Source organism: Mahella sp. (genome assembly GCF_020054945.1).
Taxonomy (GTDB): Bacteria; Bacillota; Clostridia; order Mahellales; family Mahellaceae; genus Mahella.
In genome coordinates this window covers 12,788-31,990 of the sequence record NZ_JAIHAU010000038.1, presented here as the reverse complement: position 1 = coordinate 31,990, position 19,203 = coordinate 12,788, and the positions used below count along the sequence as shown (strand labels likewise).

General features: G+C 43.4%; 24 protein-coding genes and 4 tRNA genes. 26 read left to right on the top strand and 2 right to left on the bottom strand.

What is annotated here, in order from left to right; translation table 11 throughout:
• Positions 1 to 207 precede the first annotated feature (207 nt).
• The 19 genes from JG770_RS07980 (at position 208) to JG770_RS07890 (ending at position 14,282) form a co-directional block, all read left to right on the top strand.
• Positions 208 to 612: a metalloregulator ArsR/SmtB family transcription factor gene (locus JG770_RS07980; RefSeq protein ID WP_291957477.1), complete on the top strand. Its 405-nt coding sequence runs from the start codon at positions 208 to 210 to the stop codon at positions 610 to 612.
• Positions 613 to 778: 166 nt separating this feature from the next.
• Positions 779 to 1,855 (top strand): ACR3 family arsenite efflux transporter, encoded by a 1,077-nt coding sequence (gene arsB, locus JG770_RS07975; protein WP_291957475.1) that lies wholly within the window; start codon positions 779 to 781, stop codon positions 1,853 to 1,855.
• A gap of 3 nt (positions 1,856 to 1,858) precedes the next feature.
• The gene (locus tag JG770_RS07970; RefSeq protein ID WP_291957473.1) at positions 1,859 to 2,224 is read left to right on the top strand and encodes an arsenate reductase ArsC; all 366 of its coding nucleotides are present in this window, start codon (positions 1,859 to 1,861) and stop codon (positions 2,222 to 2,224) included.
• Between the two features lie 48 nt (positions 2,225 to 2,272).
• On the top strand, positions 2,273 to 2,683 hold the full coding sequence (gene tnpA / locus JG770_RS07965; RefSeq protein ID WP_291957470.1) for an IS200/IS605 family transposase: 411 nt from the start codon (positions 2,273 to 2,275) through the stop codon (positions 2,681 to 2,683).
• Between the two features lie 4 nt (positions 2,684 to 2,687).
• On the top strand, positions 2,688 to 4,019 hold the full coding sequence (locus JG770_RS07960; protein ID WP_291957467.1) for a transposase: 1,332 nt from the start codon (positions 2,688 to 2,690) through the stop codon (positions 4,017 to 4,019).
• A 9-nt stretch (positions 4,020 to 4,028) separates the two neighbouring features.
• Positions 4,029 to 5,270 (top strand): AAA domain-containing protein, encoded by a 1,242-nt coding sequence (locus tag JG770_RS07955; protein WP_291957465.1) that lies wholly within the window; start codon positions 4,029 to 4,031, stop codon positions 5,268 to 5,270.
• A gap of 37 nt (positions 5,271 to 5,307) precedes the next feature.
• Positions 5,308 to 5,511, top strand: coding sequence for a hypothetical protein (locus JG770_RS07950; RefSeq protein ID WP_291957464.1), 204 nt, complete (start codon positions 5,308 to 5,310; stop codon positions 5,509 to 5,511).
• Positions 5,512 to 5,638: 127 nt separating this feature from the next.
• Positions 5,639 to 5,935, top strand: a complete 297-nt coding sequence (gene hfq, locus JG770_RS07945; RefSeq protein ID WP_291957463.1) for an RNA chaperone Hfq — start codon at positions 5,639 to 5,641, stop codon at positions 5,933 to 5,935.
• 2 nt (positions 5,936 to 5,937) lie between these two features.
• Positions 5,938 to 6,675, top strand: a complete 738-nt coding sequence (locus JG770_RS07940; protein ID WP_291957461.1) for an MBL fold metallo-hydrolase — start codon at positions 5,938 to 5,940, stop codon at positions 6,673 to 6,675.
• Between the two features lie 24 nt (positions 6,676 to 6,699).
• Positions 6,700 to 9,009 carry a DNA internalization-related competence protein ComEC/Rec2 gene (locus JG770_RS07935; protein ID WP_291957458.1) on the top strand — a complete coding sequence of 770 codons (2,310 nt, stop codon included), beginning with the start codon at positions 6,700 to 6,702 and terminating at the stop codon, positions 9,007 to 9,009.
• Positions 9,010 to 9,018: 9 nt separating this feature from the next.
• Entirely contained in the window at positions 9,019 to 10,035 is a 1,017-nt protein-coding gene (gene holA, locus JG770_RS07930) for a DNA polymerase III subunit delta (RefSeq protein WP_291957456.1), read from the top strand.
• Positions 10,036 to 10,077: 42 nt separating this feature from the next.
• Entirely contained in the window at positions 10,078 to 10,344 is a 267-nt protein-coding gene (locus tag JG770_RS07925; protein ID WP_291957454.1) for an IreB family regulatory phosphoprotein, read from the top strand.
• A 7-nt stretch (positions 10,345 to 10,351) separates the two neighbouring features.
• Complete coding sequence (ruvX, locus tag JG770_RS07920) at positions 10,352 to 10,786, top strand: Holliday junction resolvase RuvX (RefSeq protein WP_291957451.1); 435 nt, start codon at positions 10,352 to 10,354, stop codon at positions 10,784 to 10,786.
• Positions 10,787 to 10,841: 55 nt separating this feature from the next.
• On the top strand, positions 10,842 to 11,171 hold the full coding sequence (locus tag JG770_RS07915; protein ID WP_291957448.1) for a DUF1292 domain-containing protein: 330 nt from the start codon (positions 10,842 to 10,844) through the stop codon (positions 11,169 to 11,171).
• Positions 11,172 to 11,317: 146 nt separating this feature from the next.
• On the top strand, positions 11,318 to 11,878 hold the full coding sequence (locus tag JG770_RS07910) for a FeoB small GTPase domain-containing protein (RefSeq protein WP_291957445.1): 561 nt from the start codon (positions 11,318 to 11,320) through the stop codon (positions 11,876 to 11,878).
• A complete protein-coding gene (locus JG770_RS07905; protein WP_291957442.1) occupies positions 11,856 to 13,316 on the top strand; it encodes a ferrous iron transporter B in 1,461 nt (486 codons plus the stop codon). The genes JG770_RS07910 and JG770_RS07905 overlap by 23 nt, the downstream gene beginning before the upstream one ends.
• Position 13,317: 1 nt before the next feature.
• Complete coding sequence (locus tag JG770_RS07900) at positions 13,318 to 13,527, top strand: hypothetical protein (protein WP_291957439.1); 210 nt, start codon at positions 13,318 to 13,320, stop codon at positions 13,525 to 13,527.
• Entirely contained in the window at positions 13,524 to 13,739 is a 216-nt protein-coding gene (locus JG770_RS07895) for a FeoA family protein (RefSeq protein ID WP_291957436.1), read from the top strand. The genes JG770_RS07900 and JG770_RS07895 overlap by 4 nt, the downstream gene beginning before the upstream one ends.
• Before the next feature lie 84 nt (positions 13,740 to 13,823).
• Positions 13,824 to 14,282, top strand: a complete 459-nt coding sequence (locus JG770_RS07890) for a Fur family transcriptional regulator (RefSeq protein ID WP_291957433.1) — start codon at positions 13,824 to 13,826, stop codon at positions 14,280 to 14,282.
• 21 nt (positions 14,283 to 14,303) lie between these two features.
• Here JG770_RS07890 and JG770_RS07885 read toward each other — a convergent pair whose 3' ends face one another.
• Complete coding sequence (locus tag JG770_RS07885; RefSeq protein ID WP_291957430.1) at positions 14,304 to 15,377, bottom strand: Mrp/NBP35 family ATP-binding protein; 1,074 nt, start codon at positions 15,375 to 15,377, stop codon at positions 14,304 to 14,306.
• 283 nt (positions 15,378 to 15,660) lie between these two features.
• On the opposite strand from JG770_RS07885, the gene JG770_RS07880 reads away from it, so the two are divergent.
• The 5 genes from JG770_RS07880 (at position 15,661) to JG770_RS07860 (ending at position 17,830) form a co-directional block, all read left to right on the top strand.
• Positions 15,661 to 15,737, top strand: a tRNA-Val gene (locus JG770_RS07880).
• A gap of 42 nt (positions 15,738 to 15,779) precedes the next feature.
• On the top strand, positions 15,780 to 17,249 hold the full coding sequence (gltX, locus tag JG770_RS07875) for a glutamate--tRNA ligase (RefSeq protein ID WP_291957427.1): 1,470 nt from the start codon (positions 15,780 to 15,782) through the stop codon (positions 17,247 to 17,249).
• A 50-nt stretch (positions 17,250 to 17,299) separates the two neighbouring features.
• A tRNA-Gln gene (locus JG770_RS07870) sits at positions 17,300 to 17,373 on the top strand.
• An 8-nt stretch (positions 17,374 to 17,381) separates the two neighbouring features.
• Positions 17,382 to 17,457 (top strand) — tRNA-Glu (locus JG770_RS07865).
• 296 nt (positions 17,458 to 17,753) lie between these two features.
• Positions 17,754 to 17,830, top strand: a tRNA-Pro gene (locus tag JG770_RS07860).
• A 93-nt stretch (positions 17,831 to 17,923) separates the two neighbouring features.
• Here JG770_RS07860 and JG770_RS07855 read toward each other — a convergent pair.
• The gene (locus JG770_RS07855; protein WP_291957424.1) at positions 17,924 to 18,337 is read right to left on the bottom strand and encodes a helix-turn-helix domain-containing protein; all 414 of its coding nucleotides are present in this window, start codon (positions 18,335 to 18,337) and stop codon (positions 17,924 to 17,926) included.
• Positions 18,338 to 18,474: 137 nt separating this feature from the next.
• Between JG770_RS07855 and JG770_RS07850 the strand changes: the two genes are divergently transcribed.
• Both JG770_RS07850 and rpmF read left to right on the top strand, forming a co-directional pair.
• The gene (locus JG770_RS07850; RefSeq protein ID WP_291957421.1) at positions 18,475 to 18,987 is read left to right on the top strand and encodes a DUF177 domain-containing protein; all 513 of its coding nucleotides are present in this window, start codon (positions 18,475 to 18,477) and stop codon (positions 18,985 to 18,987) included.
• The gene (gene rpmF, locus JG770_RS07845) at positions 18,987 to 19,184 is read left to right on the top strand and encodes a 50S ribosomal protein L32 (RefSeq protein ID WP_291957418.1); all 198 of its coding nucleotides are present in this window, start codon (positions 18,987 to 18,989) and stop codon (positions 19,182 to 19,184) included. The genes JG770_RS07850 and rpmF overlap by 1 nt, the downstream gene beginning before the upstream one ends.
• The last annotated feature ends 19 nt before the right edge of the window (positions 19,185 to 19,203 follow it).

The window sequence follows — 19,203 nt, the reverse complement described above, 5'->3', positions numbered from 1 at the left end:
CGAGTCATTTCTCGTTGCGTCATATTGAATATCTCCTCTCTCATATATGACATTATATCAAAATACTTTCAATATGACATTATCATAAAATCATAATAGAAATGTGACCTAATATTGACAAAGATATATAAGTGCAATATACTGGTTGTAATTTATAAAAGGGGCTGAAAAAATAAATATAATCATATGGATATAGGTGGTGATAAATTGGATCTGATAGAAATATTTAAAGCTTTGGGAGATGAAAACAGAATAAGGATACTCAATTTATTGTTAAAACAGGAACTCTGCGTGTGTGAGATAGAAACGCTGCTGGATATGACTCAGTCCAATGTTTCGCGGCATTTAAATAAATTAAAAAGCGCGGGCGTTATAACCAACGAAAAGAAATCGCAATGGGTTTATTATAAAGTGGATAACGGGTTTATTGAAGGAAATTACCTGTTGTATGAATTTATCAAGAAGAAGATGGATGAAAATGCGCAGTTGCTAAAAGATGCAGAAAGGCTCAAGAAATATAAAAGCAGCAACTTTTCTTGTGAGCAGCTAAGGGAGGATAAAAGCCAGGTTCTGGAGTATCTTCAAGGGCAATGCGACAATGCGAGAGGGTGAACAACTGTCGCCCATGCGCAACGGCACCGAATAGTCGCGATGTAAAAATTATTTGATTAACATGCTCTCAAGATGTTGACAGGATATCGTTATCGGCATATATTATGAGTATAATTGAATATAATCATATAATTGAATTAAATTAAAGGGATTGGAGTTGTATAACTTGGATAATAAAGAAGTAATGCAAGAGGATAGGGGATTGGGCTTCTTCGAAAAATACCTTACGCTGTGGGTGGCGGCGTGTATTATAGCGGGGGTGGCCATGGGGCAACTGATCCCTGCGATTCCTAAAACTTTAAGCAAGTTTGAATATGCAAACGTATCGATTCCTGTTGCCGTCCTGATATGGCTCATGATATATCCGATGATGCTGAAAATTGATTTTTCAAGCATTGTTAGGGCGACGAAAAAACCGAAAGGACTTGCGGTTACGTGTGTGACAAACTGGCTTATCAAGCCTTTTACAATGTATCTTATAGCATCGTTTTTCTTAAAAGTGGTGTTTGCCGAGTGGATCAGCCAAGATTTAGCCACCGAATACCTTGCCGGCGCAGTATTACTGGGAGCCGCGCCATGCACCGCCATGGTGTTTGTATGGAGTCATTTAACCAAAGGCGACCCTGCTTACACGTTGGTACAGGTAGCGGTAAACGACTTGATTATATTGTTTGCGTTCACGCCGATTGTCGCATTTCTGCTAGGCGTAAGCAATGTGACCGTTCCTTATGACACACTGATATTATCGACAATCCTGTTTGTCGTTATCCCGTTGGCAGGAGGATACCTTACCAGAACCAATATTATAAGGCGTAGGGGGATAGAGTATTTTGAGCATGTTTTCCTCAAGAAATTTGATGATGTAACTATCGTAGGCTTGCTCCTTACACTGGTAATTATTTTCTCTTTCCAGGGAGAAATTATTTTAAGCAATCCTCTGCATATTTTATTGATCGCCATACCATTAATTATCCAGACATTCCTAATCTTCTTTATCGCTTACGGATGGGCAAGGATATGGAAACTCCCGCATGATATAGCGGCTCCCGCGGGATTGATTGGAGCTAGCAACTTCTTTGAGCTTGCTGTTGCGGTGGCCATCTCACTCTTCGGTTTGGACTCCGGAGCCGCCCTTGCAACAGTTGTCGGGGTACTGGTCGAAGTTCCGGTTATGCTTACGCTTGTTAAAATAGCCAACGGTACAAGGTATTGGTTTAAACAAATCGATGAAGGAGGGGTATAAAAAATGAAGAAGAAAGTGGCATTTGTATGCGTTCACAATTCCTGCCGTTCACAAATGGCAGAAGGGTGGGCAAAGAAATTGGGAAGCGACGTATTGGAAGTATATTCGGCCGGGACGGAGAGTTATCCCGAAGTGAAGCCATTGGCAGTGCGTGTAATGGAAGAAACAGGGGTGGATATGAGCGGCCATTATCCGAAACTGTTGAGCGATATTCCCGCGGAGGTAGATATCTTAATAACGATGGGGTGCAATGTAGAATGTCCTTATGTACCATGCGGGTTTAGGATGTACGACGGGAATCCTCTCCAATTTATTAGAGAGATGAAAGTTGCTTTTTACTTATTTAACTACCATATGAGCATGATGTAGTATATATAAATGCTTGTATTTATACAACACCTATAGTATACTATATGCATGGATAAAAATAGCTTAATTCAGGCCAGAACATGCGTATATAATGTTAATTATCACATTGTATGGTCGGTTAAATATAGAAAGCCTATTTTAAACGAAGATATACAGGAATTCCTTAAAGACCAGTTTGTAAGAATAGGCAAGGAAAAGGGGTTCTCCATAGCTGCTATGGAGCTTATGGCCGATCATGTCCATGTGTTTGCTTCAGCACACCCCCAAGTTGCGCCTTCATATATTGTGAAGATGCTTAAAGGGATCAGTGCGCGAAGAACGCTGATGCAATTTCCGCATCTTGCACAACAACTTTGTAAAGGGCATTTATGGAACTCATCATTTTACATAGAGACCATAGGCTCCATATCCGAAGATGCAATCAAAAAATATATCGAACACCAAAAGACAAGGGGGTGAAACAGTGAGGCTAAAGAAAAACGATTCCAACGCAAAGCAGCGGATTGTACAATTTGAGATAAACCCAGATAAAAAGCAGAGCATTATATTAAGCGCGTTGACATATGCATCATCAAAACTATGGAACATAGCCAATTACGAACGAGTTACCTGGACGAAAGAAAGCGGTCAGCCATACCCGGATTGGTACGAACAAAAGGCAAGATTAAAAGAAAACTTCTGGTACAAAAACCTGCCATCACAAACAGCCCAGGAAGTACTCAAGCAGCTTGATGAAGCATGGAGTTCGTTCTATAAGCTGAAAAAGACCGGGGGTATAGAGAATCCAAGGCCGCCCAAATACAAGCACAGCAACTTCAATATACGGTACTTAAACAAAGATTTCGTCATATCAGAGGGCATAATCAGGCTGGCAGTACCCAAACAACAAAAAGAATATATAAAACAGAAGTACGATCTGGATGCAGATTTTCTGTATATACAAATACCCGATGAATATAAAAATATCGCTGGCAAAGTAAAAGTCATCGAGATAATACCCATACCCAAAAGCAATAGGTATAAGGTCAATATTATCATCGAATTACCAGCAGTACCATATAAACAGGATAATGGTATATACATGGCCATCGATCCAGGGATCAACAACCTTATGACATGCTATACAACCACAGGCAAAAGCATGATCATATCAGGGAGGCAATTATTGAGCATAAACCGCTATTTTGACAAACAGATAGCATATTATCAGTCGATAGCATATGCCCAGCAGGAGGCATGGGGAATAAAGCACAAACAAAGTACCAGGCGGATACAGCAGTTATATACAAAACGCAAAAAACAGATAAATCATCTTCTACACACAGCCGCCAAACAGGTTATAGACTTTGCAGAGCAAGAAGGCGTAAGCAGGATCATCATCGGTGATGTTTCGCATATTAGGGATAATAGAGATATGGGCCAAAAGAACAATCAGAAATTTCACAAATGGCCGTTCAAGAAACTAGAAGAGCTGTTAACATACAAAGCAGAAGACATGAGCATAATGATTGAAAAACAGGAAGAAAGCTATACCAGCCAATGCAGCCCGTACGCAGAAAGCGTGTCAAAAGCGACGGCCGAAAAAAGCAACCGCAAACACAGAGGGCTATATGTAGTAGAAGGGAAAGTCTGCAATGCGGATTGCGTTGGAGCGTACAACATACTAAAGAAGTATCTGTGTAGAGTAGGTATTACCTACCCAGCAGTAGTGGCGTTGGACACGCCGGAGATGTACCGGTGGAACGGTCATCGTTTCATCGGGAATCCGAAACTCGCCAATTTATTGGCGATGTAGTTCACATGTATGCCTGAAATCATCGGATTTTCAAATAGGCTGTGTTACAATGGCAGGATAATACCTTTGAGAAATGTGCTGCCAGGCAAACGTTTGGAGCCGGTGTTGGCCGATGTCTATGTATCGGGCGGATACAGGGAGGATACGCAGGATATAAACAAGCCGGAAGCCGACGCTATATGCGAAAGGCTATGTGATATGGTACATGACCCCAGATATAAAGGCAAGACCTTTGGCGTAATATCATTGACGGGCAATGCTCAGGCAAAGTATATTTGGGATAAAATAAACGATTATCTGACACCCGAGGAGCAGGAGGCGTGCAGCTTGAGAATGGGCGATGCATATGCATTCCAAGGCGACGAGCGGGATGTGATGATATTATCTATGGTAGTGGGGGCAAATGATGCCAAGCGGCTGGTGGCTCTGACCAAGGATCAGTACAGGCAGCGGTTCAACGTGGCGGTAAGCCGTGCACGCGACCAATTGATCCTGTTCCATTCGGTAGAGCTTGAGGACTTAAGAGAAACCGATCTGCGCTATGAACTTTTGTCTTATGTGCAAAACGGCATATGGAGCCAACAGAGCGCAGACCGCGCCAGGGATCTCTTGGAATCACCGTTTGAAGAAGCCGTGTACGATTGGCTGACAGCGAGGAATTATAAGGTGACGCCGCAGGTTAAAGTGGGCAATTACCGTATAGATATGGTAGTGGAGGGCGAATACAACCATTTGGCGGTGGAGTGTGATGGCGACAGATGGCATACGCCTGACCGCTGGTGGCAGGATCGTTTGCGTCAAAGGCAGATGGAGAGAACCGGGTGGGTATTCTGGCGTGTATGGGGGAGCGAATTCTATCAAGATCCCGATGCGGCTATGAGCACCATAATACCGTTGCTCGATAGGCTGGGTATAAAACCTGCGGATCAATGGCAGCGTGCCGAGGCTTATGAGAGTTATCAAGATATTGTTTCTCAAATTTCGGGATTAAGCGATCAATTAATGGAGTTCAGATATGCTATATTGCACGTGCTTAAAAACAGCACCAAAGGTGAGGATCTTCTACCCGACGAGGTGTTAAGGGCTATGAATGTAGACAAGAGGGGCATTGAAAGACAGAGGATTAAAAACGAAATTAAGCAAGAGATAGAGCGGCTTAAGGCGGATGGCATGATAGAAGAATACAGAACGCAAAAACGCAAGCGGTTAAAACTGACCGATGCCATAGCAGCTATGGTAAACGAGGCGTAGATATATAGCATATTCTCCGAAAGGCAGATCGATTTTCATGTATATGAGATGCCGTATAATAGGCCAAGGGGCGCTTATAAAACAGAAGGAGAACAACGAGCGCAAGCTGGCCGCATTGTTGGACGACCCTTATTGCCAGGACTGTACCGCTGCCATACGCTATATGATGGAACATGGCATACGCTTGGAGCAAGAGATTATTGGGAGAGGGATCGGCAGGCGCGGTATCGAGATGGCTTAAAAGCGTAACTTGTATGATTTAGCCATGCTTTGCAATTATTCAAAAAATTCTTTTAAGATGGGCGGTTTTGGTATATAATATTATCGATCGATTACATTGAACGGAAGTGAAGGGTGGAATAAAAATAATGACGACTAACAAGACCATTGCATTACAGGACGTTTTCCTCAATCAGGTACGCAAGGAACATATACCGGTTACGATATATCTTACTAATGGTTTCCAATTGCGTGGATTGGTTAAGGGATTTGACAGCTTTACGGTTATATTGGATAATGAGGGTAAGCAGATGCTGGTTTATAAGCATGCTATATCGACCGTTACTCCTACGCGAAGTGTGAGCTTTACCCCGAATTATAACAATTCGGCGATGCAGGCTAATTATTCACCTGCTGCTCAAAATAACGGCGAAAGGGAAGAGTAGGTATGCGGCTTACAGTATTGGGCAGATACGGTCCGTTTCCGGCTGCTGACGGTGCTTGCTCCGGTTATCTCGTGGAGGTCGAAAACGCATGTATATTGCTTGACTGCGGGAACGGGGTCATGTCGCGCTTGCTTACATATAAACGCCTCCAGGATATCGATGCTATAATACTTACGCATTTACATAGCGATCATGTATCGGATATGATGGTATTGAGGTATGCTATAGACATATTAAAAAAGCGAGGCCAATGGGACGGGCCGATTAAGGTATATGCGCCGTCTTCGCCGACAAGCGTATGGCAAGATCTTCAGTTTAACAATGTATTTGAATTGCACGATATAAAGCCGGGGATGGAAATGGATATAGGCGGCATAAAGATTTCATTTTCGCCTATGGTGCATCCAGTGCCCAGCTTTGCTGTTAAAGTGGAGGATAGTGCCGGTCATAAGCTAGTATATTCGGGCGATACGTCGCAGGGCGATGATCTGGTCGGCTTTGCTAAGGGCTGTGATATGCTTTTATGCGATGGCGGATTGCTTACTTCGGAGAAAACCTCGCCTAATGTACCGCATCTTACGGCTGCCGAGGCAGGCATGGTGGCTGCTTATGCTGATGCTAAAGCGTTTTTACTTACGCATTTATGGTTTGAACATGATGAGAAGCTTTACTTGAAAGAAGCCATGCAGCATTATCCTGCTGCTGAAGTGGCTCGGGAGAAATACACGTACAATATATAACTTGAAATCATAGGGGGAAGAAAGGTGAGGTTTAAAAGACCTGCCATAATCGTATGCCTGTGTTATATAAGCGGCTTATTGCTGGGCTGCACAGTTCCTTATGTGTCGAGTACAATCGTATGGGCGGCTGCTGTTATTATATTGTTGATGGCAGCCGTATTTTTTATGAAGCGGTCAGATATGGCTGTTATATCGGCTATATGCATCTTATTCGTATTATTTGGTTTAATGAAATTCCAGTATAGCTTTCATGTTGCGGGCGATGGTTTGGAGCCGTTAGAAGGTAAAGACGTTTCGCTGACAGGAACGATCATAAATATATTTTCAGATGCTGAATCCAAGGCTTCTTATGCGCTGGCTGTTGATAATAGTCAGGCCAAAGTGCGTTTGACGATATACTATGATGATGAACAACCATCATACCGCTGCGGTGACCGCATAATGGCAAAGGGCGAGATTCAGATACCATCCGGTCGGCGCAATCCCGGAGGTTTCGACTATAAAGCATACCTCAAGGGGCAGGATATATATCATATAATGTCGGTCAATAGCCATGATGTTTCATATTTAGGTTCTAAAGGCGTTCATTCCATATCGGATCTTTTCATGAGCATCAAGCAGAGCCTTACGGATAGCGTAGACAGGTTTATGCCGTATCCCGAAAATACATTGCTAAAAGGCATTCTATTCGGGTACACGGCCGACATGCCAGATATGATAAGCGAGGCCTACAGTGCTACCGGTATGGCTCATATATTGGCCGTTTCGGGCATGAATGTGGCTTTTATACCGCTTATCATTTACTTTATATTCAAGCCCTTCAATAGCAAACCACGCTTTGCGGATGGCATAGTTATGGCTGCAATATGGGTATATGCCGCAATATCCGGTCTTTCCCCATCGGTATCGCGAGCCGCCGTAATGCTGTCGGTATTATTGGGAGGCAGGCTGCTGAATAGGAAAGCAGATACGCTAAATAGCCTATTTATAGCCGCTATCATCATCCTCATCATAAACCCGCTGGATATATACAATATCGGTTTTATGCTATCATTTGCCGCTACGGCAGCCCTCTTGAGCATATACAAACCGATAGAAGGTCTTTTGGCAGGGTTTATGCCAAAGGTTTTGGCCGAGATATGTGCGGCCACATTGGCATCGCAAATCGCTACTTTGCCCATTATAGCGTATTATTTCAATCAGGTGCCCATCTTGTCGTTGTTGGCCAATATAGCCATAATACCTTTTAATGGCTTTATATTTTTAGCAGGATTGGCATTGTCGGCGTTGGGGGTCATCCTCCCTGTCGTGGCATCTGCAATAGCTTACCCGTTATACATTATATTGCGATCGGTCAATATATTTACGTTAGCGATGGCCGATATACCGTGGATGGCTGTAAATGTACCATCGCCTTCGCTTTTGCTCATAGTCGCTTATTACATAACTATATGCGCTGCTTTTTTGTGGCGGCGCATGAGTAAACGGCAGATAACATCGGTTGCAGTTGCTTTGGCATTTATCGTAACTATGGAAACGATTGATATATGGCAGGACAATGATAGATTAAAAGTGGTATTTTTGGATGTGGGACAGGGCGATAGCATCTTCATAAGCACACCGTCGCATAAGAATATACTTATAGATGGCGGCAACCGCATAGATTATGTGGATGACGGATTTGACGCCGGCCAAAGCATAGTGCTGCCGTATCTTAGGCACAACGGCATAATGCGCCTCGATCTGATGGCGTATTCTCATCCGGATTCGGACCATATGGGCGGTCTGGCCTCTATAATGAACGAATTAAGGGTGGATACCGTCCTGTATAGCATATACGATGAGGAATTTTTAAGCAGCGCTCTTGACAAAGGTGTGCGCGTTGTAAAGCTGGCGCAAGGCGACCGAATCGAGGTGGATGATGGTGTCGTGCTCCGGGTGCTATATCCGCCGGCACAACCGTCTTTTGATGGTGGCAATAACAGTTCATTGGTGCTAAAATTAGAATATAGGGATTTTTCATTACTATTGCCGGGCGATATAGAAGCCGATGCTGAAAATAAGTTGCTCCAGGATGCCGATTTAGAGAGCACTGTTATAAAGGTGCCTCATCATGGCAGCGACACATCGAGTACCGATGACTTTATAGCCGCTGTAAATTCAGACATAGCAGTTATATCGGTGGGCAGTAATAATTTTGGGCAACCGAGCGACGATGTTATACGGCGATATTACGATGCCGGCGCACAGGTATATCGGACTGATAAACATGGAGCTGTCAGCATAGTTACCGATGGCTGGAATGTGAGCGTTGAAACCGTAATCGAAAGGTGATGATAGCATATGGACCATACAGAGTTTTTTAACAGCTTAAAGGCTGGAGATATAGCGCGGCTTTATCTATTTTACGGTCAGGAAGAGTATGTAAAAGAGCAAGCAATCGCACAACTGAAAGATACATTGCTCGATGGGGCTGTGCGTGATATGAATATGACAGTTCTGGACGGGGAAACTGCGAGTGTGGATGATGTATTGGCTTGCGCGGATACCCTCCCTTTATTCGGCCGAAGGAGGCTTGTGATAATCCGCAATTATGCTCCGCTTATGGGACGTGGAGCGGATACGGAGGACCGCAAGCGCTTGATCGATTACGTTGCTGACATACCGGAGCATCTGTGCATGGCATTCGTTTGTCGAGGCGATATACGCAAGAATACGGCGCTTTTTAAGGCTATAGGCAAATATGGCGTGGTTGTGGATTTTGTCCCGCTTAAGGATAAGGAACTTATATTATGGATAAGGACGGCTTTTAAACGATTGGGTAAAGCCATATCACCTCAAGATGCGCAATATATGGCTATGATGGCCGGCAGCGAACTGGAGACGCTGGCGCATGAGGTGCATAAAGTGGCGGATTATGCAGGCGAAACCCATGTGATATGCGCACAAGATATAGACGCGGTGGTTACGCGTATATCGTCGGCCAATATATTCAAAATGGTCGATGCTATCGGACAAAAAGATGTGGACAAGGCACTATACCATATGAACGAGTTGTTGGAGTCAGGACAATCTCCCATAGGCATGCTATCCATGATAGCCAGGCAATTCAGGATATTGCTGCAATGCAGGCTTCTATTGGATAAAGGATACAGTGCAAGGGAAATATCATCCCAATTAAAGCTGCCGATTTTTGCAGTTAATAACTATATAAACCAGCTCAAAAAATTCGATAAGCCGCAAATCGCCGAGGCATTGAGATATTGTCTGCAAGCCGATTTGAATATGAAATCAACATCCTTTAATCAATTTATGATATTAGAAAAATTGGTGTTGAGCTTGAAAAATAATGGTATATAGGGTATGATATAAGCGTATATTTTGAGAGGGTGGGTAGACAATATGAGCAATGATGAACAAAAAACCATGAAATTTAATATTGAAGACGATAACAGCGCACAGGCTAAGGCAGTACTGATGCAGGTATTTGCTGCGCTTGAAGAGAAAGGATATGACCCGATAGTGCAGATGGTAGGCTATTTTATATCCGGCGATCCAAGTTATATAACCAGCCACAATAATGCCAGAGCGCTTATACATAAGCTGGATAGGGATGAACTGCTCAGCGAACTGCTTAGATTTTATATAGACGCTCATAAAGGCCAATAATCCTATCATGCGAATATTAGGGCTTGATGTAGGGGACAATACGATAGGTATAGCGATCAGTGATGAACTGGGCTGGACGGCTCAAGGGATGGAGACGTGGAGGCGCAAGCGGCCGGAGGACGATATGCAGCATATAGCCGACATATGTCAGAAGTACGGGGTTCAGTGCATAGTAATAGGGCTGCCTAAGAACATGAACGGCAGTATAGGGCCTCAAGGCAAAAAGATGATAGTATTTAGACAAAGGTTGGCTGATTATATGGATCATGACATTGATATAGTGTTGTGGGATGAGAGGCTGAGTACAGTAGCGGCTCAGCGTTCGTTGATAGAAGCCGATGTCAGTCGGGTAAAGCGTAAAAAGGTCATAGATAAGATGGCGGCTGTGTATATACTGCAAGGATATTTGGATAGCTTGCGCATAACCAAAAATAAAGATTGACAGTTGGATAGCTTTAGTATAAAATGACATCAAATTGATGGATGGAGGTACCGTTATGGTTGACGAAGAAAATATCGTAACCCTTATAGATGAGGATAATAATGAGGTTCAATTCGAACATATACTTACGTTGGAAATCGATGATAAAGAATATGTTCTGTTGTCTCCGTTGGAGCCCATGGAGGATCTTGACCAAGATGAGGCCATAGTATTGAAGATAGAACAAGATGACAGTGGCGAGGATATATATGTTTCCATAGACGACGAGGATGAAATGCAGGCAGTGTACGATGCTTATATGGAAATTATATCCGAGGAAGAGGACGCTGAGGAAGATCTCTATGACGATGAAGATGAAGACGACGATGAGGATGACGATGAATAAAATAGCATGATGACAAATGGCATATCTGAACGATGTGCCATTTATTTTTTGTTCATGCTATTGACAATGATTATCATTATGATTATACTATAAATAGAAATTGATAATAGTTATCAATATTGAATATAGATGGAGGGTTTGCGTCAATGGCTAAAAAGGCGAATGATAAAAGTTGTCATACAAGCGGCAATGAGCATATCGAAGGGCTGCCCAAGATAGCGCTGGTAGGTACCCCCAATGTGGGCAAAAGCGTAATATTCAACCGATTAACTGGTAAATATGTTACGGTATCCAATTACCCCGGCACTACCGTAGAGATTTCAAAAGGGAAAGGACGCATAGGAGATTGCGAGTTTGAAATAATAGATACGCCGGGAATGTACTCGCTGATGCCCATAACTGAAGAAGAAAGGATAGCCAGAAGGCTTCTTTTGGAAGAAAGGCCTGATGTGGTATTGCATATTGTAGATGCTAAAAATATAAAACGCATGCTCCCATTTACTTTGCAGCTTATAGAAGCCGGTCTGCCAGTAATCCTCGTGTTGAATGTTATGGATGAGGCCGAAAGGTTAGGTATAAAAATAGATGCTTACAAGTTGAGACAGAAGTTGGGCATACCTGTGGTAGTTACCTCTGCTGCATTGAATAGAGGGATAAAAGAGCTGAAGCAGGAGGTAGCTGATTATGTCGGCAGTATCGCAGCCTGATGTAATAAGGTATGACCAAACGATAGAAAGGGCTATAGAGGATATAATATGTTTGCTCAAAAGGGAGTATAATATATCAAAGCGTTCTATAGCCGTTTTACTCCTTCAGGGCGATGACGAGATAAAGGATATGATAAGCCGGCGTGAAGGCGGTGATTGGCGGCGGATATCTGATATCATAAGCGAGACGCAGAAAGCCTATGACGAACCTTTAAGCTATATAATGGCGATGGAAAGGCAAAAACTTGCCTGGGCTATAACCGATGACGTGGTTGATAGCGGGAACGGGTCTAAAAGCAAGACATTTGCCGAACATTTAAGCCGCCTTACTATGAGTCCAATTACAGGTATTCCGATATTGTTAGTTGTATTATATTTTGGTTTATATCAATTCGTCGGTGTATTCGGAGCCGGCGTGATGGTGGACTTTATAGAAGGTACGATATTTGAGCAATATATAAACCCGTGGATAAACGGCTTACTGACCCAATATATTCCATGGCCGGCGCTGCGCGATCTGATAGGCATGGATTATGGCATCATCACGTTGGGTTTAAGATATGCTGTAGCTATAATCTTACCTATTGTGGGTACATTCTTCTTCATGTTTTCAATAATAGAGGATTCGGGCTATTTACCCAGGATAGCCATGCTGCTGGACAGGATATTTAAAAAGATAGGACTCAACGGCAGAGCGGTAATACCGATGACGTTGGGTTTTGGATGCGATACCATGGCCACGGTGGTAACCAGGACGCTGGAAACCAAACGTGAACGGGTGATAGCCACATTGTTGCTTGCTCTGGCTATACCGTGTTCGGCGCAGTTGGGCGTCGTATTAGGTCTGCTTTCGGGCGATACGGCGGCCATGGTAACATGGATAGTGGTCGTTATAGGCACGTTGTTGCTGATCGGTTTTCTGGCCGCCAAAATAATACCCGGACAGGGTCCAGCTTTCTTTATGGAAGTGCCGCCGCTGCGCTGGCCCAGCCTTTCCAATGTGTGGATGAAAACCTATACCCGTATGCAATGGTACTTCGTGGAAGTAATGCCGCTCTTTATACTGGCCAGCGTTATCATATGGTTTGGAAACCTGACTGGTTTATTTGGTCTTATAATAAGCTGGCTGGAACCGCTTATGCGCGCTCTTGGTCTGCCGGGTGAGGCTGCCGAGGCATTCTTGTTCGGTTTCTTCAGGCGCGATTATGGAGCGGGAGGCTTATATGACCTGCAGAAGGCCGGATTGTTAAGCAGCAGGCAGTTAGCGGTGTCAGCCTCTACTCTAACGCTGTTTGTGCCGTGCATAGCACAGTTCTCTGTTATGTGGAAGGAACGCGGGGCAAAGACTACATTAGGTATAGTGGCTTTTATCATTCCTTTCGCTTTTGCCGTTGGGTATGTGCTCAATAAGATACTGATATTGCTGGGGGTGTCATAATATGAGTCAATCGTTAAAATGCCCGTTTTGCGGTTATGAATTTGAAATGGCCGAAGCTGAAAAGGGATGCAATGGATGCCCTTTCAGCCGAACATGCCATAAAATAAAATGCCCGAATTGCGGCTATGAAATGGTTGAGCCGATAAAGTTGCCCAAGTTTTTGAAAAAAGCAACAACGGCAAAAAACGAGTCAAGGGGACAGCGCTTATGAGAAGTGTAGCCGATATGCAAACGGGGCAAAAAGCTGCCATTATGGCGTTGAACATGAACGATCAGGATACTGTCCGCAAGTTGATGGCCCTGGGCATAGTGGTGGGCAGTGACGTGGAATTGGTGCAGAGCTTTCCTTCCTATGTTATAAAGGTGGGCTATACTCAAATAGCTATAGATAAAGATATAGCATCCAGTATATTTGTTAATTGAAAAGGCTTGGCCTCTATTGACTTATATATAATTTGCGCATATACTATATTATGTTATTTCTAATTGAGAAGAAGGTGCGCGATTATGGACAATACTAATACAACGATGTTAAAACAACAGCTGCAACAGAAGGGCTATAAATTTACCACTCAAAGGCGCGCTACGTTGGATGCTATAGTGGAAAATGAGGGTAAACATATGACCCCTGAAGAGATATATGAACAGGTTAAAAAGAAATATCCGGAGATAGGCTTGGCCACCATATACAGAACGCTTCAATTGTTGGAAGAAATGGATGTTATATATAGAGTGGATTTTGACGATGGCAAGACGCGTTATGAATTAAATCATCATAACGAGGATCATCAACATCACCATTTGATATGCATTAAATGCGGTAAGGTGATAGAAGTTAAAGAGGATTTCTTAGAACGTCTGGAGAAACTTATAGAGGTCGATTATGATTTCTATATAACCGACCATAGGTTGAAATTCTTTGGATATTGCAGCGAGTGCCGCAATGCCCAAAATGAAGATGAATGACTAAGCGGGAGAACATCCCGCTCAATCATTTTTAGGGCATGAAACAGGCAATTTTTCAGCAATGCGTTCGGCTATGCCCATATATATCTTTGCCGAATCATCGCCTTCCTTCAATACCGTAGGTATACCGTTATCGCTGTCCTGGCGTATCTCAATATCCAGCGGTATTTGGCCTAAAATTTCTGTATTTAATATCTTGGCTATAGCTTCGGTTTCTCCTTGACCGAAAATGTAGTGTTTGGCTGAACAATTAGGGCATATGAAGTATGACATATTTTCTATTATACCGAGCATATCAACGTTGACTTTTTCGGCCATATTGCCCAAACGCCCTGCCACATGAGCGGCCGAAGATTGCGGTGTTGTTATTAACAGCAACTTTGAAGTGGGTATTCGTTGTAATACGCTGAGCGGTACATCGCCTGTACCCGGTGGCAGGTCTAAAACCAAATAATCCAGGTCGCCCCAATAGACATCGCTGAAGAACTGTTCTAGGATACCCCCGAGTATAGGCCCGCGCCATATCAGCGCTACATCTTCTTCGGGCATGAAATTACCCATAGATATCGTTTTGATTCCGTGGGCTTCTATAGGCATTATAGTATGCTTGTCGATGGCGGTGGCCTGCTTGCCCTTGGTACCTAGCAGCCTGGGTATGCTATAGCCGAGTATATCAGTATCTATAAGCCCGACCTTATATCCGAGCTTATGCAGTGCCAATGCCAGATTGGCGGTTATGGTCGACTTGCCTACGCCGCCTTTGCCGCTGCCAACTGCTATTACATGGGTATTTTCAAACAATGCCTCGCGCTTCTGGCCGAATCGCTTGTTAAGAGCTTGTTTCTCATCGTTTGTCATTTCACCCATATTAACTTTAACACTTTTAACGCCGGTCAATGCCGAAATAGCAGCTATTACATCGTCACGTATTTTGTTCTGCAACGGGCATCCCTTTATGGTTAAATGTATATCGACGACAACATGCCCATCGTCTATACCTATATTATGGACCATGCCAAGATCCACAATGTCTTTACCTATCTCCGGGTCTATCACCTTTCTCAGAGCATCCAATATCTGTTCTTTTGTAACCATAAAATCCTCCTGCAATTTAGTTTTCACCATTATACCACTTCTTTATTCCTATGTGTATCGTTAGTTTTTATAACTATTTTCGGAATTTAAGATGCCCATTGGAGGTCGGAGGTCAGAAGTCGGATGTCGGATAAGAAAGACCAAAGTCGTTAGTATACCTCATTGGAAGCGAAATGATATGACCGGATAATTATTTGGTTCTACTACTTCCAGCAAGAATCTCTCCAGCATAGATTCTGACATCTGACTTCCGACTTCTGACTTAGAGAGAGAAGTATCATATGGGGTTATAGCTCAGCTGGTTAGAGCGCCACGTTGACATCGTGGAGGTCACAGGTTCGATCCCTGTTAATCCCACCAATACTTCTTTTTTTATTATCAGAGATTAGAGGAGAGAATAACTTGGCTGACATACGAGTGAGATTCGCACCAAGCCCTACCGGATATTTGCATATAGGCGGTGCCAGAACTGCTCTTTTTAATTGGTTGTTTGCCCGCCATAACGATGGCAGGTTTATATTGCGTATAGAAGATACCGACAGAGAACGCCTTAAGGAGGATTCGGTAGAACAGATAATAAGCAGTATGAGATGGCTGGGGTTAGACTGGGATGAAGGCCCCGATGTAGGAGGGGATTATGGCCCGTATTTTCAGTCACAACGTTTGGGCATTTATTTAAAAGAAATACGAAGATTGCTGGATGAAGATAAGGCTTACTACTGCTATTGCACTCAGCAAGAATTGGAACAACGACGCCAGCAGGCCGTAAAAGAGGGTAAAGCACCACGCTACGATGGGCGCTGCCGCAACCTTACCGTCGAGGAGCAACAGTCTTTGCGGGAACAAGGGCGCAATCCGGTGGTAAGATTGAAAGTACCTACTAAAGGGGTAACAGTGGTTGAGGATGTTATACGAGGTACCGTTACATTTGACAATGCATTGCTGGATGATTTTATAATACAAAAATCAGACGGGATGCCGACGTATAATTTTGTCTGCGCTGTAGATGACCATGCTATGGAGATAAGCCATGTGATAAGGGCTGAGGAACATTTGTCTAACACACCCAAGCAATTGCTGGTATACCGGGCGTTAGGGTATAATGCACCGGTGTTTGCACATGTTCCTATGATTCTGGCGCCGGACAGAAGCAAATTGAGCAAACGCCACGGTGCTACTTCGGTAGAAGAATTCCGCGATCAGGGCTATCTGCCTGAGGCTATAGTAAATTATTTAGCATTGCTGGGCTGGTCTCCGGAAGGCGATCAGGAAATGATATCCATGGAGGAATGCGCAAAGCAGTTTGATCTGGCCAAAGTATCCAAAAATGCCGCCATATATGATACCAAAAAACTTACATGGCTAAATGGCAACTATATACGTTCCATCGATATAGATCGCCTTGTGGATCTATCCATACCGTTCATGCGGCAAAAAGGCTTATTGCCGGAGCAAATATCGCCTGATATGCGCGATTATCTAAAGCGCGTAGTAGCTGCTGTCAGAGAAAGAACGCGTACGCTGGTGGAACTGGCCGATGCCTGTTCATATTTTTTAACAGACGATTTTGAATTTGATGAGGCCGGCGTAAAAAAGCATTTTTTGAAAGAAGGGGTAGCTGAGCTGCTGGAAAAAGGTCGGTCGGTATTGCAGCGGCTGGATAAATTCGATGCGGCTTCTACCGAAGCGGCTTATAGGGCACTGATAGACGAACTTGGTATAAAAGGAGCTGATATCATTCATCCCACAAGGCTTGCTATATCGGGGCGCACAGTAGGGCCAGGGCTTTTCGACATGATGGAGCTGTTGGGCAAGGAGAAAACATTGGATCGCATGGCTCGCGCTATAGAATATATAAAAAAGTTGGCATAGCCTATTGCATTTTGTATTGGCTTATGCTAAAATAACAATTGCTGATGCGTTGCGGGATTGTGTAACGGTAGCACTCATGACTCTGGATCATGCTGTCTAGGTTCGAATCCTAGTCCCGCAGCCACAAAATATGGCCCTATGGTCTAGCGGCCTAGGACGCCGCCCTCTCACGGCGGTAACAGGGGTTCGAATCCCCTTAGGGCTACCATTTATTTATATGGGTGAACGGCTTCTTTTTGCGAGGATATGCTAGCAAAAAGAAGCCGTTTGTTCTTCTTATAAGTTATAAGTTTTCAGATATGCCATTGCTGGGTGTTCAGATAATAATTCCATCAGCTTGTCACAAATACTAATTGAAGTCGACAAGCCTCTCTAGAAGCGGTTCTGGTATTTTCGCGGAAGACATCTTGCATTATCTTTTTGCTGATGATATAATATTAGAGTATTGAGAAGTTCCGTCAGCTATGCTAATGCATAGGCGACGGATATATAATTCTATATAATCGGGATGTAGCGCAGCTTGGTAGCGCGCATGGTTCGGGACCATGAGGTCGCAGGTTCAAATCCTGTCATCCCGACCACTAAAAATGGCTTGAAACAGCGGTTTGCGGGCATTGAGCAAGCTGTTATATTTTTATTTTCACTGCGTTTGCAAACGAAATGCCAACGTTTCTCTATCTGGACTTATATATCTTTTCGGGGCATCCTTTCTGGGCTTTACGCTTACGGTGTTTTCTGGGGCTGCTAATGCCCGCCTCTCTTAAAATCCTATATATAGAAGAATAGCTTACTTTGATACCTTTTTCCGCAAGCAAGTCGGCAAAATAGCTGAAGTTTACATCTTTGTATTCCTCGCTTTTTTTAAGGTCAACGATAGTGTTTTTAAATTCATCAGAGAAAGCATGCTTGGGCTTTCGACCTCTGTTTTTGTGTATGATGAACGTATCTCCTTTTTCCAAAACGCCTTTTTTCAACCTTATTACCTGGCGTTCACTGAGGCCTAGAAGCTCAGCGGCTTCTTTGATGGTTATGACTTTGTCTATTGTTTGATGTATGATTTTTAAGCGGGCCATTTCTCGTTGCGTCATATTGAATACCTCCTCCTATTTCATACATGACATTATTATAGAATGATATGAACCAAAATTCAATACTTGACAAGAGCCTATGTTAGTCTATATAATGAATGATGTTGTATTTTCCCCAAGAGAGGTGATAAAAATTGATGCGCATAGATGTTAGCGCACTGCTCGAAGAAGAAAGCGGAGTCATGGACTTTGCAGTGGACGGCAAACTCGATGAGTTTGTAGCAAATGCTGATAGCTGGAGATTACCGTGGAGTGTGCATGTAGAGGGAACTATAAATAACAGCGACGGCATATTGAATATGAAAGGGATCATAACAGGTGCTATACTGCTGAGGTGTGATCGTTGCCTTGAAACATTCGCGTGGCCGCTGTTTATAAAGTTGGAAGAAGAGTTTGCGCATACGGCTGTTTCTGATGGGGACGTTCTCAATATTTATGAAGGGAATTATCTGGATATAGACAGCATCGTATACAATGATATAGTACTGGAAATTCCCATGAAATCTCTATGTACATTGGAATGCAAGGGCTTATGCCAAAAATGTGGAGTCAATCTCAATTATCAGCGTTGCGAATGTGAGCGCGATAACGCCGACATGCGCCTTGCTGGTTTGAGCAACTGGTTTGATAAAAATGGAGGTGAACGATAATGGCGGTACCTAAAGGCAAAACTTCAAAGGCTAGAAGGGATAAGAGAAGAGCCAATTGGAAATTGAGCGCTCCGACGGTGATGGAATGTCCCCAATGCCATAAAGAAAAATTACCTCATCACATATGCCCGTATTGTGGGTATTATGATGGCAAAAAGGTGATGAAAATAGCCGACAAAAACAAAAAAGCAGTATAGATACTGCTTTTTTGTTTTT

Bases quoted from the DNA above. Each gene is read 5' to 3' on its own strand.
- JG770_RS07850 (WP_291957421.1), top strand. From the start codon at position 18,475: ATGCGCATAGATGTTAGCGCACTGCTCGAAGAAGAAAGCGGAGTCATG.
- JG770_RS07910 (WP_291957445.1), top strand. From the start codon at position 11,318: ATGGCTAAAAAGGCGAATGATAAAAGTTGTCATACAAGCGGCAATGAG.
- ruvX (WP_291957451.1), top strand. From the start codon at position 10,352: ATGCGAATATTAGGGCTTGATGTAGGGGACAATACGATAGGTATAGCG.
- JG770_RS07895 (WP_291957436.1), top strand. From the start codon at position 13,524: ATGAGAAGTGTAGCCGATATGCAAACGGGGCAAAAAGCTGCCATTATG.
- JG770_RS07855 (WP_291957424.1), bottom strand. From the start codon at position 18,337: ATGACGCAACGAGAAATGGCCCGCTTAAAAATCATACATCAAACAATA.
- rpmF (WP_291957418.1), top strand. From the start codon at position 18,987: ATGGCGGTACCTAAAGGCAAAACTTCAAAGGCTAGAAGGGATAAGAGA.
- holA (WP_291957456.1), top strand. From the start codon at position 9,019: ATGGACCATACAGAGTTTTTTAACAGCTTAAAGGCTGGAGATATAGCG.
- JG770_RS07890 (WP_291957433.1), top strand. From the start codon at position 13,824: ATGGACAATACTAATACAACGATGTTAAAACAACAGCTGCAACAGAAG.
- JG770_RS07925 (WP_291957454.1), top strand. From the start codon at position 10,078: ATGAGCAATGATGAACAAAAAACCATGAAATTTAATATTGAAGACGAT.
- JG770_RS07905 (WP_291957442.1), top strand. From the start codon at position 11,856: ATGTCGGCAGTATCGCAGCCTGATGTAATAAGGTATGACCAAACGATA.
- JG770_RS07940 (WP_291957461.1), top strand. From the start codon at position 5,938: ATGCGGCTTACAGTATTGGGCAGATACGGTCCGTTTCCGGCTGCTGAC.
- JG770_RS07950 (WP_291957464.1), top strand. From the start codon at position 5,308: ATGTATATGAGATGCCGTATAATAGGCCAAGGGGCGCTTATAAAACAG.
- JG770_RS07915 (WP_291957448.1), top strand. From the start codon at position 10,842: ATGGTTGACGAAGAAAATATCGTAACCCTTATAGATGAGGATAATAAT.
- hfq (WP_291957463.1), top strand. From the start codon at position 5,639: ATGACGACTAACAAGACCATTGCATTACAGGACGTTTTCCTCAATCAG.
- tnpA (WP_291957470.1), top strand. From the start codon at position 2,273: ATGGATAAAAATAGCTTAATTCAGGCCAGAACATGCGTATATAATGTT.
- JG770_RS07955 (WP_291957465.1), top strand. From the start codon at position 4,029: ATGCCTGAAATCATCGGATTTTCAAATAGGCTGTGTTACAATGGCAGG.
- JG770_RS07900 (WP_291957439.1), top strand. From the start codon at position 13,318: ATGAGTCAATCGTTAAAATGCCCGTTTTGCGGTTATGAATTTGAAATG.
- JG770_RS07885 (WP_291957430.1), bottom strand. From the start codon at position 15,377: ATGGTTACAAAAGAACAGATATTGGATGCTCTGAGAAAGGTGATAGAC.
- JG770_RS07970 (WP_291957473.1), top strand. From the start codon at position 1,859: ATGAAGAAGAAAGTGGCATTTGTATGCGTTCACAATTCCTGCCGTTCA.